16 protein-coding genes are annotated in these 16,360 nt (G+C 69.2%); 6 read left to right on the forward strand and 10 right to left on the reverse strand.

Annotated features, from left to right (window positions below; translation table 11 throughout):
* Window positions 1-23: 23 nt before the first annotated feature.
* From AB0873_RS11425 to AB0873_RS11440, 4 genes are all read right to left on the reverse strand, one after another.
* Window positions 24-761: a DUF2071 domain-containing protein gene (locus AB0873_RS11425; RefSeq protein ID WP_366599571.1), complete on the reverse strand. Its 738-nt coding sequence runs from the start codon at window positions 759-761 to the stop codon at window positions 24-26.
* Between the two features lie 87 nt (window positions 762-848).
* Window positions 849-1,745 (reverse strand): bile acid:sodium symporter family protein, encoded by an 897-nt coding sequence (locus AB0873_RS11430; RefSeq protein ID WP_366599572.1) that lies wholly within the window; start codon window positions 1,743-1,745, stop codon window positions 849-851.
* A gap of 152 nt (window positions 1,746-1,897) precedes the next feature.
* On the reverse strand, window positions 1,898-2,632 hold the full coding sequence (locus tag AB0873_RS11435) for a DUF899 domain-containing protein (protein WP_366599573.1): 735 nt from the start codon (window positions 2,630-2,632) through the stop codon (window positions 1,898-1,900).
* A 100-nt stretch (window positions 2,633-2,732) separates the two neighbouring features.
* Window positions 2,733-4,265: an amino acid permease gene (locus tag AB0873_RS11440; RefSeq protein ID WP_155331636.1), complete on the reverse strand. Its 1,533-nt coding sequence runs from the start codon at window positions 4,263-4,265 to the stop codon at window positions 2,733-2,735.
* 209 nt (window positions 4,266-4,474) lie between these two features.
* On the opposite strand from AB0873_RS11440, the gene AB0873_RS11445 reads away from it, so the two are divergent.
* Window positions 4,475-6,358 (forward strand): Xaa-Pro dipeptidyl-peptidase, encoded by a 1,884-nt coding sequence (locus tag AB0873_RS11445; RefSeq protein ID WP_366599574.1) that lies wholly within the window; start codon window positions 4,475-4,477, stop codon window positions 6,356-6,358.
* A gap of 181 nt (window positions 6,359-6,539) precedes the next feature.
* Here the strand turns inward: AB0873_RS11445 and AB0873_RS11450 are convergent, their stop codons facing one another.
* Together AB0873_RS11450 and AB0873_RS11455 are read right to left on the reverse strand one after the other, a co-directional pair.
* Window positions 6,540-6,881, reverse strand: a complete 342-nt coding sequence (locus tag AB0873_RS11450; protein WP_366599575.1) for a PPC domain-containing DNA-binding protein — start codon at window positions 6,879-6,881, stop codon at window positions 6,540-6,542.
* Between the two features lie 4 nt (window positions 6,882-6,885).
* The gene (locus AB0873_RS11455; RefSeq protein WP_366599576.1) at window positions 6,886-8,175 is read right to left on the reverse strand and encodes a helix-turn-helix transcriptional regulator; all 1,290 of its coding nucleotides are present in this window, start codon (window positions 8,173-8,175) and stop codon (window positions 6,886-6,888) included.
* A 691-nt stretch (window positions 8,176-8,866) separates the two neighbouring features.
* On the opposite strand from AB0873_RS11455, the gene AB0873_RS11460 reads away from it, so the two are divergent.
* The 5 genes from AB0873_RS11460 to AB0873_RS11480 all read left to right on the forward strand — a co-directional run bounded on the left by AB0873_RS11460 (window position 8,867) and on the right by AB0873_RS11480 (window position 12,801).
* Entirely contained in the window at window positions 8,867-9,196 is a 330-nt protein-coding gene (locus tag AB0873_RS11460) for a helix-turn-helix domain-containing protein (protein WP_366599754.1), read from the forward strand.
* Complete coding sequence (locus AB0873_RS11465; protein ID WP_366599577.1) at window positions 9,184-9,417, forward strand: hypothetical protein; 234 nt, start codon at window positions 9,184-9,186, stop codon at window positions 9,415-9,417. The genes AB0873_RS11460 and AB0873_RS11465 overlap by 13 nt, the downstream gene beginning before the upstream one ends.
* 225 nt (window positions 9,418-9,642) lie before the next feature.
* The gene (locus AB0873_RS11470; protein WP_366599578.1) at window positions 9,643-10,434 is read left to right on the forward strand and encodes a hypothetical protein; all 792 of its coding nucleotides are present in this window, start codon (window positions 9,643-9,645) and stop codon (window positions 10,432-10,434) included.
* A gap of 113 nt (window positions 10,435-10,547) precedes the next feature.
* A complete protein-coding gene (locus tag AB0873_RS11475) occupies window positions 10,548-11,045 on the forward strand; it encodes a DUF5956 family protein (protein WP_366599579.1) in 498 nt (165 codons plus the stop codon).
* Between the two features lie 826 nt (window positions 11,046-11,871).
* Window positions 11,872-12,801, forward strand: a complete 930-nt coding sequence (locus AB0873_RS11480; RefSeq protein ID WP_366599580.1) for a DUF817 domain-containing protein — start codon at window positions 11,872-11,874, stop codon at window positions 12,799-12,801.
* A 49-nt stretch (window positions 12,802-12,850) separates the two neighbouring features.
* On the opposite strand, the gene AB0873_RS11485 is transcribed toward AB0873_RS11480, so the two are convergent.
* From AB0873_RS11485 to fabG, 4 genes are read right to left on the reverse strand one after another with little or no spacing between them, the layout of a single operon-like run.
* A complete protein-coding gene (locus AB0873_RS11485; RefSeq protein WP_366599581.1) occupies window positions 12,851-14,086 on the reverse strand; it encodes an acyl-CoA dehydrogenase family protein in 1,236 nt (411 codons plus the stop codon).
* Entirely contained in the window at window positions 14,086-15,114 is a 1,029-nt protein-coding gene (locus AB0873_RS11490) for a phosphotransferase family protein (RefSeq protein WP_366599582.1), read from the reverse strand. The genes AB0873_RS11485 and AB0873_RS11490 overlap by 1 nt, the downstream gene beginning before the upstream one ends.
* Window positions 15,111-15,563 (reverse strand): MaoC family dehydratase, encoded by a 453-nt coding sequence (locus AB0873_RS11495; protein WP_366599584.1) that lies wholly within the window; start codon window positions 15,561-15,563, stop codon window positions 15,111-15,113. Before AB0873_RS11495 ends, AB0873_RS11490 begins: the two co-directional genes overlap by 4 nt.
* Window positions 15,564-15,579: 16 nt before the next feature.
* The gene (fabG, locus tag AB0873_RS11500) at window positions 15,580-16,335 is read right to left on the reverse strand and encodes a 3-oxoacyl-ACP reductase FabG (RefSeq protein ID WP_366599585.1); all 756 of its coding nucleotides are present in this window, start codon (window positions 16,333-16,335) and stop codon (window positions 15,580-15,582) included.
* Between the last annotated feature and the right edge of the window lie 25 nt (window positions 16,336-16,360).

Raw genomic sequence — 16,360 nt, forward strand, 5'->3', positions numbered from 1 at the left:
CCGACCCGGCGGGGCCGTGACGGTCAGCTCCGCAGGCCGACCGGTGGGCCGAACCGGACCGGGACACCCGGCGAGTAGAGCACGCTGACCGGATGCGCCGTCGGCGGCGGAAGCCCGGCGGCGGTGACCAGCTCGTCGTCCAGATGCAGCAGCTCGGCCCGGTGCAACGGCCAGCGGGGGTGCCAGTTCGGCAGGTGCAGGGTGCGGCCCCACGCCCGGGTGTGCAGACCCCACCGGGCGGTGACGAAGTGCTCCAGCGGGGTCGGGTCGACGACCCGCTCGCCCACCCGGACCGCCATCCGGCTCGTCGTGCCAGCCGGACCGGGCCAGCGGCGCCGGAGCCGGTACGTGAGACGGTCACCGTCGCGGGTTAGGCGCATCGCCGACCAGAGGTACGGCAGCCGCAGTGTCGCCCGGGCGACCAGCACCGGAACCAACCGGGACGCGTCGAGCGAGCGGAACACCACGGCACGCCGGCCGGTGTCGTCGACCGAGTACAGCCGCACGTTGGTCTCCCAGAAGGTGCCGAAGTACGGCACCCCCGGCCCTCGGCCCAGGCCCAGCCCCACCATGCGGAAGCCGATCAGACCGACGTAGGTCGAACCGTCCACCGTGTCCGGTCGGGTGCCGGGCGGCAGCAGGGGTGCCACCAGATCCGGTGCGACCGCCCAGTGCAGGAAGGTGAGATCCTCCCAGCGCTGCCGGAGGATCGCTCGCGGAAACGCCTGCTCGGGCGCGCAGTCGATTGGCTCGATGTCCACACGTCCATCCTGCCCTTCGTGGGACCGCCGGGACGTACCGTGCCGGCCGGCTCCACCGCGAGGCGGCGGGACCGGTTGCCGGCTGGATCACGCCGCCGTGGTCCGTTGCCGGTGGGTGGCGTCGGCGTGGGGACGGCGGGCGGCGACGAATCCGAAGACGGCGGCGGTGAAGAACATCACGGTGCCGTAGATGGCCGGCGGCATGGCGATGTCGTTGTTGCCGAGCAGGGCCGGGCTCAGCGCGATCGTGATGGCCAGGGTCGCGTTGTGGATGCCGATCTCGAACGAGGACGCGACGGCTTCCCGGTGCCCGACGCCGGACAGGCGCGGCGCCGCGTACCCGATGGCCAGGCTGACCAGGTTGAACAGCAGGGCGACGAGGCCGACGGCGCCGACGGTGGCGGCGAGCTCGTCCTTGATGCCGATCACCGCGCCGGTGAGCACCACGACGAGGACCACGATGGAGAGGATCTTCACGGGGCGCTGCATGCGCGCGGCGAAGTCGGGACGGTGCCGGCGGACGGCCATCCCGATCGAGATCGGGATGAGGACCAGCGCGAACACCTGGAGAACCTTGTCGAACTGGAGGCCGATCGAGCTGTCCGAGCCGATGAACGCGGCCACGGACAGGTTGACGATCAGGGGCAGGGTGAACAGCGCGAGCACCGAGTTGACGGCGGTCAGGGTGACGTTGAGCGCGACGTTGCCCTTGAACAGGTGACTGTAGAGGCTGGCCGTGCTGCCGCCGGGCGAGGCGGCGAGCAGCATCATCCCGACCGCCAGCTCCGCGCGCAGACCGGCGGCGACCACCAGGCCCAGGCAGATGACCGGCAGGACCAGCATCTGGCAGACCAGGGAGACGAGGACGGCCCGGGGGTAGGTCACGACGCGGCGGAAGTCGTCCACGGTGAGGGTGAGCCCGAGACCGAGCATGACGATGCCCAGGGCGACGGGGAACAGCACGATCGACAAGCCGGTACTCATGGCGGTGGCCTCCTGATCGCGGTAGGCGAACGACCCCCGGATCGTCACACCGGGGCGGCGCGACCGTCACCTCGTGATGTGCGCACTCCGCGACGCCGGCCCGGGCCGGCGGCCCCGGCCCGGCCGGTTGGCCGGGCCGGGCCGGCGTGCCGTCAGTGGCAGTGCCCGGCGTCCGCGGTGACCCCCTCGTACCGGTCGTGGTGGAGGAACTCGTTGACGTACCGCTGCCGGCCCAGCGGGGTCAGGTCCAGGTAGTGGTAGGTGGTGAGCACCGCGTCGAGACCACGGCCGTACGTCGAGTAGGTGTGCAGGACCCGGTCGTCCGCGTCGGCGACGAAGACGCTCAGCCCGTGCGCCTCGCCGTGCAGGTGGTGCGCCAGCCCCTCCCGCTCCAGGGTCGCGCGGTCCTTGTAGTTGTACGCCACCGGCGCCACCGCCTCGTCGAGGGTGACGTGGAAGTCGTAGTTGAAGTCGCTGCCGTGGGACGAGTACCAGGGGAAGGTCCAGCCCATGCGGGCCTTGAACGCAGCGATGGACGACAGCGGCGCGCGGGAGACGGCGACGAACGTGGTGTCACCGGCGTGCAGGTGCGCGAGGTGGCCCAGGTTGTCGACCAGGAACGAGCAGCTCGTGCACCCCTCGCTCCAGCTCGGGTCGAACATGAAGTGGTAGACGACGAGCTGCCGTCGTCCCTCGAACATGTCGCGGAGCCGTACCGGCCCGTCCGGTCCCGCGAACCGGTAGTCCTTCTCGACGACGACGGCCGGCATCCGGCGGCGCAGCGCGGTCACCTCGTCCCGCAGCCGGGTGAGGTGCTTCTCCCGGTCGAGCAGCTCCGTGCGGACGGCCAGCCACTCGTCCTGCGACACGACCTTCAGATCATCCATGTGCGGCACACCCTTCCGATCCAGGGAGAGTCACCATCACAGCACGGTCGGTGAAGGTCCGGGAATGCGCGGTCGTGCGGTGTCGATGGCTGCGGCCGGCCTACCGCGGCGGGGGTGACGCGGAGCCGAACCCCGTGTCGAGGTCCGGCCGGCCGGGCATCGGCGGGCCGTCCTGCGCACCGCGGGCGAGCCGGCTGTTGCGGCGGCTGTACAGGAAGTAGACGAACAGTCCCAGGACCATCCAGGCGACGAAGCGCAGCCAGGTCTCCACGGTGAGGAACAGCATCAGCACGACGCAGGCGACGATCGCGAGGACCGGTATCACCGGCCCCCAGGGCACGCGGAAGCCGCGCGGCAGGTCCGGGCGGGTACGGCGCAGCAGGATGACCGCCGCGGCGACGAGAACGAACGCGAACAGGGTGCCGATGTTGACCAGCTCGGCGAGTTCCTCCAGCGGGACGAACCCGGCGAGCACGGCCACCAGGAGGCCCACGATGACGGTGATGCGGTGCGGGGTGCCGTAGCGCGGATGCACCCGGCTCAACCAGCGCGGCAGCAACCCGTCCCGGCTCATGGCGAACGCGACCCGGCTCTGACCCAGCATAAGGATCATGACCACGGTGGTCAGTCCGGCGAGAGCGCCCAAGGTGATCAGGTTGGCGAAGAAGGGCTGGCCGACCGCCTGGAACGCCGCGGCCAGCGGTGCCGCCGTGTCCAGCTCGGCGTAGTTCTGCATGCCCACCACCACCAGCGAGACGGCGACGTAGAGCGCGGTGCAGATCGCCAGCGAACCGAGGATTCCGCGGGGCAGGTCACGCTGCGGCACCCGGGTCTCCTCCGCCGCGGTGGCCACGATGTCGAAGCCGATGAACGCGAAGAACACGAGTGCCGCCGCGGCGAAGATGCCGCTGACGCCGAAGTTGGCCGGCGCCTGCCCGAAGATGGCCTCCAGCAGGGTTGCCTCGGCGCCGGTTCCGCCCGCCGCCGGCTGGGCCGGCGGGACGAACGGCACGTAGTTGTCGCCCTTCAGGAAGAACAGCCCGGCGGCGATCACGAAGAGCACCACCGCCACCTTGATGGCGACCACCACGGCGTTCACCCGGGACGAGATCTTGATGCCGGCGACCAGGACCGCGGTGAGGAGCAGCACGATGAGCGTGGCGGGCAGGTTGAACACGCCGCCCTCGCCGCCGGTGACGGCGGCGGGCAGCGTCACCCCGAGCGTCTCCAGGAGCACCGCGAGGTACTGCGACCAGCCCACCGCCACCACGGCTCCGGCCAGCACGAACTCGAGGATGAGGTCCCAGCCGATGATCCACGCGACCAGTTCGCCGAGCGCCGCGTACGAGTAGGTGTAGGCGCTGCCCGCGACCGGGACCGTGGACGCGAACTCCGCGTAGCACAGCGCCGCCAGCGCGCAGGCGACACCGGCCAGGACGAACGACAGCGCCACCGCCGGTCCGGCGGACCGGTTGGCGGCCACGCCGGTGAGCACGAAGATGCCCGTACCGATGATCACGCCGACGCCGAAGACGGTGAGGTCCAGTGCCGACAGCTCCTTGCGGAGCTGGTGCTCCGGCTGCTCGGTGTCCCGGATCGACTGCTCGACCGATTTCCTGCGCAAGAGGCTCACGACCCGACCACCTCACCGTTCCAGAGCGACTGACGACTGCCCACCGGCTAACGACTGACCCGGCAGACCGGAAACTAAACCCGCTCGCCCGCCTGAACTCCGCCTCGGCTCGACCGAGGGCTTCGGCACAGGCCCTAGCATGTAGGTTTGTCGATGTCCGTCCGCCTCTGGCCGGCTCCGGCCACCAGCCCGACCGAAGGGAGACGCGCGTGCGTCGACGCCCTCAGCTGGCACTGATCGGGGTCGGCGTGTCCGGCGCGCTGGTCCTGAGCGGCAGCCCGGCTGCGGCGACGGCCGAGCCGGCGGCGGCAGCCGCACCCGGCATCGTGGTCCGGGACGGCCTGACCCAACCGGTGTTCTCCCTCGCCGACGCGATCGAGGAGCGGGTCTACGTGGAGACCCCGGTGGACACCGACCACGACGGCCGGCCGGACCGGGTGGCGATCGACATCTCCCGGCCCCGGGAGACCGCCACCCAGGGCTTCAAGGTGCCGGTCATCTTCGAGCACAGCCCGTACCGCAAGGGCGTCTGGGCCGACGTGCCGTACCCGAGCGTGCTGGTGGACGACCTGCCGCAGAACGGCCTGGCCCGCCGCTCGGGGCTGCGGGCGATCGACCCAAACGCCCAACGCGCGGTGGCCAGGGCCAACCTGCCCGGCTCGCTGGACGACTACTACGTGCCGCGCGGGTACGCCGTGGTGCTCGGCCAGAGCGTCGGCACCGGCGACTCGGACGGCTGCCCGACCAGCGGCGACCAGGCTGAGACGCTCGGCACCCGGGCGGTCGTCGACTGGCTCAACGGGCGGGCGAAGGGGTACGACGCGACCGGCGCACCGGTCACCGCCGGCTGGACCACGGGCGCCGTCGGCATGACCGGCGTCTCCTACAACGGCACGCTGCCGAACCAGGTGGCCACCACCGGTGTCCCGGGGCTCCGGACCATCGTGCCGGTCGCCGCGATCAGCAGCTGGTACGACTACTACCGGGCCAACGGCCTCGTGGTCGCGCCGGGGACGTTCCAGGGCGAGGACACCGACGTGTTGGCCCGGTTCACCGCCGGCCGGGCGCGGGCCGAGGGCCCCTGCGCCGACGAGATCGCCCGGTTGACGGCGGAGCAGGACCGGGTCACCGGCGACTACACGGCGTTCTGGCGGGATCGCGACCACCTCGACGCCCGGCACGTCCGGGCGAGCGTCTTCGTCGTGCACGGCCTCAACGACTGGAACGTGAAGACCGAGCACTTCGCCGGCTGGTGGGACGAGCTCGCCAGGCGGGACGTGCCCCGCAGGATCTGGCTGCACCAGGGTGGGCACGGCGGCCCGGGCAGCACCGCGTCGGTGACCCTGCCCGACGGCCGCACCTGGACGTACAAGCAGACCGAGAACCGCTGGTTCGACCACTGGCTGTGGAACGTACCCAACGGGGTCATGGACGAGCCGACCGCGGTGCTCCAGCGCGAGGACCGGGCGTACACCACGTACGCGGACTGGCCCGACCCCGGCGCCCGGGACGTCGCGCTGAAGCTGGCCGCGACCGACGCGACGGCCCCCGGCACGCTCGGCACGCGCCGGCCGCCGAGGTCGACGGTCGAGCAGAGCTTCGTCGACGAGGGCCGGACCATCCACCCGGACGCCCTGGTGGCCGCCCCGGACACGGCGAGCCCCAACCGGCTCGCCTACCGCTCGCCCGTGCTGACCCGCGACGTCCGCATCTCGGGGCGTCCGGAGATGCGGCTGCGGATGGCGATCGACAACAAGCCGGACGCGAACCTCACCGCGTACCTCGTCGACTACGGTCCGGCCGGCGGCACAACCGCGCCGACCGTGGTCACCCGGGGCTGGATGGACCCGCAGAACCGCAAGGGCCCGGCCCGCACCGAGCCGCTGAGGCAGGGCAAGCGGTACGACTTCCGGTGGACCCTGGAGCCGAAGGACCACGTCTTCCCGGCGGGCCACCGGATCGGCCTGGTCGTCTTCTCCACCGACCAGGAGTACACCCTGCTGCCGCTGGGCGGCACGAGGCTGCGCGTGACCCCGCACGACAGCGAACTGCGGCTGCCCGTGGTGGGCGGACGGGCCGTACTGGGATTATGAGTTGGATTTCCTGCGTGATCGCTGGTCCGTGTACGCGTTGAGGGGTGCCTATCAATGCTGGTAGGCACCCCTCGCCGTGGTGTTCAGTCTGAGTCAATGTCGATCTGTTCGGTGGCGTCCTGGCTCAGATGGGGGCTCACTCGGACTCACATAGACCACCAAGTGGTCAGTCAAGCGCTGGTCACTCCTCGTGCATCGCAAGGGTGTAGGCGTGGACGAAGAACGTTTCGACGCGTGCCCAGTGCAGGTGGCCGGCAAGTGCGGCGTCGCCTTCTCGGCCGAGGACCACATGCACATGGATTTTGCCGTCACGGATTTCTCCGGTGCCGCTAAGCTCAAGCGGTTGCCGATACTCGCTGACGATGTCCGTACTGGCGTCGGTTGCGGGCATGTTGCTGATCGCGCATTCATCGACGGCACCGATGAGAGAGACGATAGCGCCGTTCACTATTCCTTCTTCTGCGGCTCGCCGCGTGAGCGTTTCGATTACCTCTTGGCCGGGCTTGATGCTCAACAGTTTCATCCGCTTATCCAATCTCTAGGGGGGTTACGCCAGCCAAGACTGCCGCGTACGCTCGCAGGTTCTCGCGGCATGTTTCTACCTCAACGGCGGACATAAGCGCGGATCGAGCGCTGGCGTCCTCGATGTCAAAGCAATTGGCGAGCAGTACAGCGCTGCACCACCGGGCGGAGGCGTCACGGGTATTCGCAAGCTCGACCGCCAAGCGGCGCGATGCCCGCCCTTCCATGCCATCGCTCGCGCCGGGCGTCCACGTGGTCGCTTGCGTTTCTGTCCCAGTGGCTAGGTGTGCTGCTCGCTCCCAGGGCAGCTCCAGAACTCGGCTGGCGACGGCGGTGAGGTAGAGGTGTCGGGCGTCTTGGTCACTGCGGATCGCACATATTGCTGCATCGCCTAGCTCTGACGTTCCGACCTTGGCGAGTATTCCGGCAGAGTTGACTCTTAGGACCGCTGTGGCGCCTCCGCGCATCCATGCCGCAAGTCCTCGTCGCGCCCCTTCGTTGTCGGCTGCCAGTGCGCTGATGGTCAGATCGGTAGCGTGGCTGGTCTGCGCGGTTGCGAGGAGGTTTCCGCTGCCCTGCGCAATGTCGCCGAATACTCGGTGGGCAACCAGGACGTCTGTCAGTGCGGGGTCTGTGAAGCGGAATGTTCCATCGGTGGTTCGCATGATATGCGGATGCCTGCCCAGGCGCAGAGCAATCGGCCGCGGAATGTGTGAAGGATCTAGTTCATCCTTTCGGTGCTGCCAGAGGTGCCATGCGAACCACTCGACGGCTTCGCGATCACCAATGAACAACTCTGGTGTTGACTGGTCGTATAGAAATCCGCTTGTGGCCGCAACTGCCGTCGACGTGAAGAACTGACGCCGGTTCACTTTGTTCTCTTTCTCGTCCGGCTTACTGATATCGGCCGGCATGGCGAACCACAACCGGGCGGCCGGTACGCGCAGCGCAGCAGCCCATTCCACCAGACGATCAAGGTGGACCATGGGAGGACCATTCTCAATCCGGCTTAGCTGAGCCTGGCTCATGCCCACCCAGGAAGCGGCTTGATCCTGCGATATGGGATGCCGGCCGTGGTAGGGATGCGTTCGCCACGCTCGGATGATCCGGCCCATGTGCCGGCTTCGTAAGGCATCACTGAGTACGACCTCATCCCAGAAATCGTCCGGCACCTCGGGCGCGGCCTCGGGGTGCTGCCGCCTGTAGGAGGAGCACGGCGAGCAGCGCCCGCTGGTGTTGTCGCGGGCAAGACGCGCGCCGCAGCGGCAGTACCGCGTCTGGTGGGTCGCTGTCATCGTGGCGTCCTTGTGTGGCAGCCGGACCTTGATGGTAGGCAGTACGACTCCAAGATCCCATCCGAGTACCGGTGGCGTTCATGCATGGGACGCATATCGACATCCGTCCTTCGTCATGTCGCCCGACGCTGGGTCTCGGGATCGTGTCGCTAACGATAAGCGATCGGCCAGTTACAACGCTTTAGCTTCCCGTTCGTACGCGACTGCTGGCTCCGTGCGGGCGGGTGAACGGTCGGCACGCCGCGCGTGTGTTGCGGGATCGCAGGCCCTCCGACCCGCGCGGCGTGCGCGACCCAGCTCGAAAGGTGGTGAGAAGGTGACGACCTATCCAGGCGGCGGGCAGATCGACGCCGCGCAGGACGCGCTTGAGCGGCACGCAGTGTCGAGCCATGCAGGTATTCAGCGTCGCACTACGGCTGCCGAAGCGGGTGCCCGGAGCAACGCGGCCACAGTTGATCGGCGCGCGTCGTGTCGTTGTTCCGGCGTTGCTGGCGGCGAAGTAGATGACCGTCGCGGACGCATCGTCACGCCTGCCGGCGCGCACCGCTGCGGAGTGTGCGCCGGATGGGCCGCAGGCTGGTACGCCTGAGGCGAGCGGAGGCGGGTGGTGACCGCTTCCGTCCTGGCGGCGCTTGCGGCTCCCAGCCCGCTGGACTCGGTGACGCCTGAGCTGGTTGCTGAGTCTCGTCGCATGTTGGGGCGTGTCCTGGCGGAGTCGCGGAGGTCGGCGCGTGTGATTCAGGACCGGTTGGCGGTCCTGGTGCGTTGGTCGCGCAGCTCCATCGCCAATGTGGAGGTGGGGTGCCAGTTCGCGCCCCGTGAGTTCTGGATGGCCGGTGATGTGGCGTTGGGGTGTGAGGGTGCGTTGCTGGCGGCGTGGGGCCGTACGGATGCGTTGGCGCGCCGGCTGAGGGAGCAGGAAAAGGAGGCGCAGATTCGGCAGCTCCTTGCCCAGCCGATCCCCGGGTGTGCCTGTCGGGAGTTGCACCGTCTGTTGGCGGAGTCGGGGTGGTCGTCGTGACACGCCGGCCGCACACGCCGATTCGGCCGATCTGGCTATGTCGAGCCTGCGGCCACCTGTGGCCCTGTGGAGACGCGAAGATTGCGCTGCTGGCAGAGTACGAGCGGAATCGGGTGAGCCTGTTCGTGTACCTGGCTGGGCTGCTGGGTGATGCGGCGGACGATCTGGCCAAGCTGCGCGCTGACGCACTAGGCGACGAAGAGTTGTTTGATCGATTTTAGGGTTGGCCGAAGTCACGCCACCCGGAGAGAGGTCGCGCGAACTAAACCATTATGCACAAGCGTTGTCGCCGCCGGAATTAATGACGCCGTGCGGCCATTCCATCCTGCCGCAATCGACAAACTCCGATTAATGTCAGCAAGGCGACAGAGCGTTGATTGACCCTTCCGCATGCGGCAATGATTCTCGCATCTGCAACCATCGATAGTTGTGTGAGAGGGGAAAGCGTGAACATCCGCAGTCTCAGAAGGGGCGGCGCAATCGTCGCCGGTCTTCTCGCCGTCGTATTCGGCATCACGGTCCTGGAAGCCCCGGCGGCGGCAGGCCAGGGCGAGAAGAACACCTACGACGGCGCTCAGAAGGTTCTCGCGCCGTGCATCGCGCTCGCCATGCAGCAGAAGTCGCCGGAGTGGATCTGCACGAGCGCTGGCCTTACCAGCACCCGCCGTGACGCCCAGGGCAATCCCACCACCACCTTCACGCCCGTCGCCGCCACGACCGCCCCGGCCTCCGGCCCGGTTGCGGTTCTCGCCGACGACTACGACACCTGGTGCGAGAGCAGCGGCACCTGTCACCGCATCATCGACGTTCAGCGCTACATCGGAGAGACGAAGGGCAACGCCACCTACGGTGACCGCAGCGGCGTTATCGGCAGCTACGACGTGATCATCCGCAACAGCCTCCAGGGCCGGCGCGGCCGGTGGACCGTCTCCCTGATCTGGGACTACGGCCCGTCGCTGACCTTCAGCGATTCCTGGATCAACTGCTACGAGGTCATCGACAACTGGCCGGACGCCAACTGCGGCGACCACGCTCTCTACCCGGGCCGCATCAGTGGAACGAACTGGCGTTGGAACAGCCCGACCCTCTACGGCAACTTCCTGGTCAACCCCAAGCCGTACTACGCGGCCTTTAACACCGACTTCACCCCCGGCGGCTACTCTGCCCGAACCCTGCCCGCCTTGGAGACGGCGCGTTTCAAGTGCTACGGGTCCACCGCTGACCCCTGCAAGTTCTGATCCTGTCCGCCCTGACGTCCTATCATCACAGGTGAATACGAACGCTTGACCACGGTCCCGACCTCTCCCGGGAGGCCGGGACCGTGCCGTAGCGAAGCCTCCTGAGGAGCAGCATGGGCGATACCAGCGCCGCACCGAACGCCTGGGACGCGGCCCAGCCGTTCCCTGGTTCACCGCCGGACATCTCCGATCGCCGCGACACGATCGACACTCCTGATGGCAGGTACTGGGAGTTGAGCGAGTCCGGCTGGGATGCCATGCTCGGCTACCTCGCCGACCCGGCCACCCTGTCTCTGTGCCCCGAGACGCGACAACATCAAGTCGAGGTACAGGTCAGCGACAGCACCGGAGATCACACGTTCTTTGTGCCGCGAACGGCGGATGATCAAGCAATCATCGACGATGCCGCGAACTCCTATCTGCGCGATGTGGGACTGCCTGAGCGGCCGACCGGCTATCGCTGGTTCCAACGCCTACCCGACGATCTCACCGTCAAAGACATCGATGAAACGGTCTATGCGGCAATCAAGCACCTGCCCTCCGACCATCACCCCGCCGAAGCGGTGCCAGCCATCCGCGCCGCCCTTGAGGAGTTGTACCGGGAACGGTGAGTTGGCGACGGGCGACGGCTGACCCGCTGCCGTGGGCGGCGGTCCCGGAGTGCTCGTCGCCCGTCACCACGTCCCGCGCGGGCGGCAGGAAGGACGGGCCTGCCGGGCTGGGTCCCCTCGGGGGGTTGCGGGAGCGGCGGGCGTGGCATGTAGCCCCCGACCCGTGCCCGCCGCTCCAACGCTCGTGACTCTATCGATCGGTCTTGGTTGTCCCGCTGGTGTTGGGACTGGTCACTCGTTCGGGTGCGCGCGGGCTTGCTTTAGTAGGTAGAAGGATCCGTGCGCGCGGCGCGGCGGTACCGGGGAGGGGTGACGACCGAAGGTGCCGGACCGAGGATGACCGGCGGGCCGGCGGGCTTGCTGGTTTCGTTCGCCCTGCTCCGCCACGGTATTCGGGGGGCAAGCCGGCTTGCCGGCGCGGCAGCACCTCAAAGCCCGGCCGTGGATCGACCGGACGGGTGTCGTTGGTGCTTCGGCTGGTGTTGGCCGTCTCAGTTAGGATGGGTCGCGGTTCGGGCGTGTCGGCTGGCGTCCTGGCGGCTGCGTTGGTTTCGGGGTGCGCCCATCTCGCCGCCGGAGTGAGGTCGCGGTCTGCTCGTGCCGCCGTCCACGGTGGTTGGTGCCGGGGTGGCGTGTGCCCGTGGTCGGGGTCCGGCGTAGGGGTCTGACGCCTGGTTGTGGACTGCTGATCGTCTCCGGTGTCGTGCGCGCTCCGTTTCTCTCGGGGGCGGGGCGGGGGACCGGCCGCCAGGCCGCGGCTGACCGGTCGCCGCGACGGCACCCCGGCGGCCCCGCCTGAGCTGCCGGGACGATAGCGTCGGGGGCGATGTCTACCCCGTCCGGACCGGCCAGCCTGACCAGGGCCGAACGCGCCATCGATGCCCGCTTCCGCGCGATCCTGGCGCGGCTGCCCCGGAACGGGCCGGCCGGCTGGCTGACCGAGTTCGCCGTCTTCGGGCTGAAGCAGGCCTGGGCGTGCGTGTTCGGTGCGGCGATGCTGGCGGTCATCCTCGCGGCGCACCTGTGGTACCCGGACGACGCGGCACTGGCCCGCAACGACGTCCTCACTCTCGCCGCGGTCGCCATCCAGGTCGCCATGGTGGCCGGACGCCTGGAGACCCTGCGCGAACTGCGGGTGGTGGTTCTGTTCCACGTCGTCGGCACGGTGATGGAACTGTTCAAGACCCACGTCGGCTCGTGGACCTACGAGCCGGACGGCGTGCTGCGGCTCGGTGGGGTGCCGCTGTTCAGCGGCTTCATGTACGCCGCCGTCGGCTCCTACATGGTCCGGGTCAACCGGCTGTTCGACCTGCGTTTCGTGCGCTACCCGAGGCGCTGGGTGACAGCTGTCGTGGCGGCGGCCATCTATGCCAACTTCTTCACCAACCACTACCTCCACGACATCCGATGGCTGCTCATCGCCGCCGTCGCGCTGGTGTTCGGGCGGTGTGTCATGCAGTTCCGCATCTTCCGGTTCCGCTGGCGCATGCCGCTGCTGCTGGCCTTCCTCCTCGTCGCCTTCTTCATCTGGCTCGCGGAGAACATCGCCACCTGGTCGAACGCGTGGCTCTACCCGAGCCAGGTGGGCGGTTGGCATCCGGTTTCGGCGGCGAAGCTCGCGTCGTGGTTCCTCCTCATGATCATCTCGGTGGTGCTGGTCACCTGGATCGCACCGCCGCAGCCGCCCGACGACGGGCAACCGGCAGCGGCGGACGCCGACGCGGCTCAGCCCGCCCCCGTCCTACCGACAGGCTGAGCCGGTCGGCGGGCGTACCGCCGCCGACCGGCCGGCGGACGGTCACCGGTCAGGTGTGGCCGTTCCGCCTCGCCGCCGCCTGGCGGCGCAGTTCGTGGCGCGCCAGGGCGTTCCTGTGCACCTCGTCGGGTCCGTCGGCGAAGCGCAGCGTGCGGATGCCGGCGTACGCGGCCGCCAGCGGGAAATCCTGCGAGAGGCCGGCGGCACCGTGCACCTGGATGGCCTTGTCGAGAATCCACTGGACCGTCCCCGGAGTGGCGATCTTGATGGCCTGGATCTCGGTGTGGGCACCCTTGTTGCCGACGGTGTCCATCAGCCAGGCCGTCTTGAGCACGAGCAGGCGCAGCTGCTCGATCCGCACCCGGGACTCGGCGATCCACTCCCGGATCACCCCCTGCTCGGCCAGGGGCCGGCCGAACGCGGTCCGCTGCTCGGCGCGGGCACACATCAGCTCCACGGCCTGCTCGGCGAGGCCGATGGAGCGCATGCAGTGGTGGATGCGGCCGGGGCCGAGCCGGGCCTGGGCGATCGCGAACCCGTCGCCCTCGGCACCGATCAGGTTCTCCACCGGCACCCGGACGTCGTGGAACTCCAGCTCGGCGTGCCCGCCGTGGTCGTGGTCGTCGTACCCCAGTACCGCCATGCCCCGCTTGATCTCCAGGCCGGGCGTGTCCCGCGGGACCAGCACCATGGACTGCTGACGATGCCGCTCGCCGCTCGGGTCGGTCTTGCCCATCACGATGAAGATCCGGGCGTTGGGGTTCATCGCGCCGGTGATCCACCACTTGCGTCCGTTGATCACGTACTGGTCGCCGTCCCGCTCGATGCGGGTGGAGATGTTCGTGGCGTCCGAGGACGCCACGTCCGGCTCGGTCATCGCGAACGACGACCGGATCTCACCGTTCAGCAGGGGCTCCAGCCACTGCTTGCGCTGCTGCTCGGTGCCGAACATCGCCAGCACCTCCATGTTGCCGGTGTCCGGTGCGGCGCAGTTGAGGGCGGCGGGCCCGAGCGGGCTACGCCCGGTGATCTCCGCCAGCGGGGCGTACTGCAGGTTGGTCAGCCCGGCCCCGTGCTCACCCGGCAGGAAGAGGTTCCACAGCCCGCGCTCCCTCGCGGCGGCGCGCAGCTCCGCGAGCACCGGCACCGTATCCCAGGCCCACCGGTCGTCGAGCTGCCCGAGCTGTTCACGGAAGATCGGCTCGGCGGGGCGGATGTGGCTGGCCATGAAGTCCAGGAGGTTGTCGCGCAGCCCTTCGGTCCTGGGGTCCAGGTTGAAGTCCATCAGTGCTCCTTCAGGTAGGTCAGGCCGGCGTCGAGCAGTACCTCGGTGACCTCGCCGAGGCGCTCGAAGCCGGTGCCGACGGTCTGCCCGCGCAGGTGGCGGTAGTGGATGCCCTCGCAGATCGCGGCGAGCTTGAAGGCCGCCAGGCCGAGGTGGAAGCCGAGAGGTGGGAGGGGGGCGGTGCTGCGGGTGGCGTACCGGTCGAGTATCTCGTTTTCGGTGAGGAAGCCGGGCGCGGAGGAGGCGTCGGCCATCGCCTCGCCGACGAGTCGGCCGACCCGCTGGTAGAGCACCAGCAGGGCCAGGTCGGTCAACGGGTCGCCGAGGGTGGCCATCTCCCAGTCGATGACCGCGGCGATCCGGTCGTGATCGTCGGTGAGGACGTTGTCGAGGCGGTAGTCGCCGTGGACGATGCCCGGCGCCGACGCGCTCGGCACGGCGGACGTCAGGCGGGCGTGCAGCTCGTCGGCGGCCGGCAGGTCGCGGCAGTACGACGCGTCGAGCTGTCTCCTCCAGCGGCTCACCTGCCGGGCGAGGAAGCCCTCCGGCCGGCCGAAGTCGGCCAGCCCCACGGCCGCCGGGTCGACCGCGTGCAGGGCGGCGAGGGTGTCGACGAGCCGGGTCGAGACCACCCGGGTGCGTTCCGCGCCGAGCCGTTCCAGTTCGGCAGCGTGCCGGTACGCCGTACCGGCGACCCGTTGCATCACGTAGAACGGCGCACCCAGCACGTCGACGTCCGAGCAGAGCCCGTAGGTCGCCGGCACCGGCACGTCGGTGGCCCGCAGCGCCGACATGACCCGGTACTCGCGGGCCATGTCGTGCGCCGTGGACAGCACGTGACCCAGTGGCGGCCGCCGGACGATCCAGGTCGTCCGTCCGTCCCCGACCTCGTAGGTGAGGTTGGACTTCCCACCGGCGATCAGCCGCGCGGTCAGACCGCCGCCCGCCCCGGGCACCGACGCGGCGAACCAGTCCGCGAGCCGGGCCAGGTCCAGGCCCGGTGGTTCCTGTGGTGGGGTACGGGTCACGGGACCAGGATGCTGACGGTCTCGACCACGCAGGCGGGCTTGTCGGCGCCGGCCAGCTCGACCGTCACCTTCGCGGTCAGCTGGTAACCGCCGCCGCCGGGCACCAGCGACAGCAGTTCGACTCCGGCACGCACCGTCGAGTCGACGGGGACCGGAGCGGGGAAGCGGAGCTTGTTGGCGCCGTAGTTGACACCCATGCTCACCCCTTCGACCTTGTACACCTGCCAGACCAGCATCGGCACCAGCGACAGGGTGAGGTAGCCGTGGGCGATGGTGCCGCCGAACGGGCTGCGGGCCGCCCTGACGGGGTCGACGTGGATCCACTGGTGGTCACCGGTCGCCTCGGCGAAGGCGTCGATCTGCTGCTGGCTGACGGTGTGCCAGGCGGAGTAGCCGAGGTGCGTGCCGACGGCCCGCTCGAGTTCCTCGATGCCCTGGAAGACCTTCATCGTCACTCCCTCCCGCTCAGGCCTTCGGCCCGCCGGCGACGTACAGCACCTGACCGGAGACGAAACCCGCGCCCTCGCTGACGAAGAACGACACGGCGTGCGCGATGTCCTCGGGCGTGCCGGTGCGGGCGACCGGGATCTGCGCCGCGGCGCCCTTCTTGAAGTCGTCGAACGGCACGCCGAGCCGCGCCGCGGTCGCGGCGGTCATCTCCGTCTCGATGAAGCCGGGGGCGATCGCGTTGACGGTGACACCGAACTTCCCGAGTTCCAGGGCGAGGGTCTTGGTGAAGCCCTGCAGCCCGGCCTTGGCGGCCGCGTAGTTGGCCTGCCCGCGGTTGCCCAGCGCGGACGTGCTGGACAGGTTGACGATCCGCCCCCAGCCGGCCCTGGTCAGGTAGCCCTGGACGGCGCGGGTGACGAGGAACGAGCCACGCAGGTGCACGTTCATGACCGCGTCCCAGTCGTCGGCGGTCATCTTGAACAGCAGATCGTCCCGGGTGATGCCGGCGTTGTTGACCAGGACGGCGGGCTCCCCCAACTCCTCGGCGATCCGGTCCACGGCCGCCCCCACGGCCTGCTCGTCGGCGACGTCGGCGCCGACGGCCAGGGCCCGGCCGCCGCCGGCCTCGATCTGCTCGACGACCGGCTTGCACGCCGCTTCGTCCAGGTCCACCACGGCGACGGCGAAGCCGTCCCGCGCGAGCCGCTTCGCGACGCCGGCACCGATGCCACGGGCCGCTCCGGTGACGACGGCGGTACGGGTGATGGTCATGGGTCAACTCCTCACTGGGTGGGGG

It is taken from the genome of Micromonospora sp. NPDC047707 (assembly GCF_040704235.1).
Taxonomy (GTDB): Bacteria; Actinomycetota; Actinomycetes; order Mycobacteriales; family Micromonosporaceae; genus Micromonospora.

What these genes read in the sequence shown, in the direction of transcription:
- AB0873_RS11430 (WP_366599572.1), bottom strand. Translation starts at nt 1,745, where the DNA reads ATGAGTACCGGCTTGTCGATCGTGCTGTTCCCCGTCGCCCTGGGCATC.
- AB0873_RS11435 (WP_366599573.1), bottom strand. Translation starts at nt 2,632, where the DNA reads ATGGATGATCTGAAGGTCGTGTCGCAGGACGAGTGGCTGGCCGTCCGC.
- AB0873_RS11450 (WP_366599575.1), bottom strand. Translation starts at nt 6,881, where the DNA reads ATGAAACTGTTGAGCATCAAGCCCGGCCAAGAGGTAATCGAAACGCTC.
- AB0873_RS11455 (WP_366599576.1), bottom strand. Translation starts at nt 8,175, where the DNA reads ATGACAGCGACCCACCAGACGCGGTACTGCCGCTGCGGCGCGCGTCTT.
- AB0873_RS11460 (WP_366599754.1), top strand. Translation starts at nt 8,867, where the DNA reads ATGTTGGGGCGTGTCCTGGCGGAGTCGCGGAGGTCGGCGCGTGTGATT.
- AB0873_RS11475 (WP_366599579.1), top strand. Translation starts at nt 10,548, where the DNA reads ATGGGCGATACCAGCGCCGCACCGAACGCCTGGGACGCGGCCCAGCCG.
- AB0873_RS11480 (WP_366599580.1), top strand. Translation starts at nt 11,872, where the DNA reads ATGTCTACCCCGTCCGGACCGGCCAGCCTGACCAGGGCCGAACGCGCC.
- AB0873_RS11485 (WP_366599581.1), bottom strand. Translation starts at nt 14,086, where the DNA reads ATGGACTTCAACCTGGACCCCAGGACCGAAGGGCTGCGCGACAACCTC.
- AB0873_RS11495 (WP_366599584.1), bottom strand. Translation starts at nt 15,563, where the DNA reads ATGAAGGTCTTCCAGGGCATCGAGGAACTCGAGCGGGCCGTCGGCACG.
- fabG (WP_366599585.1), bottom strand. Translation starts at nt 16,335, where the DNA reads ATGACCATCACCCGTACCGCCGTCGTCACCGGAGCGGCCCGTGGCATC.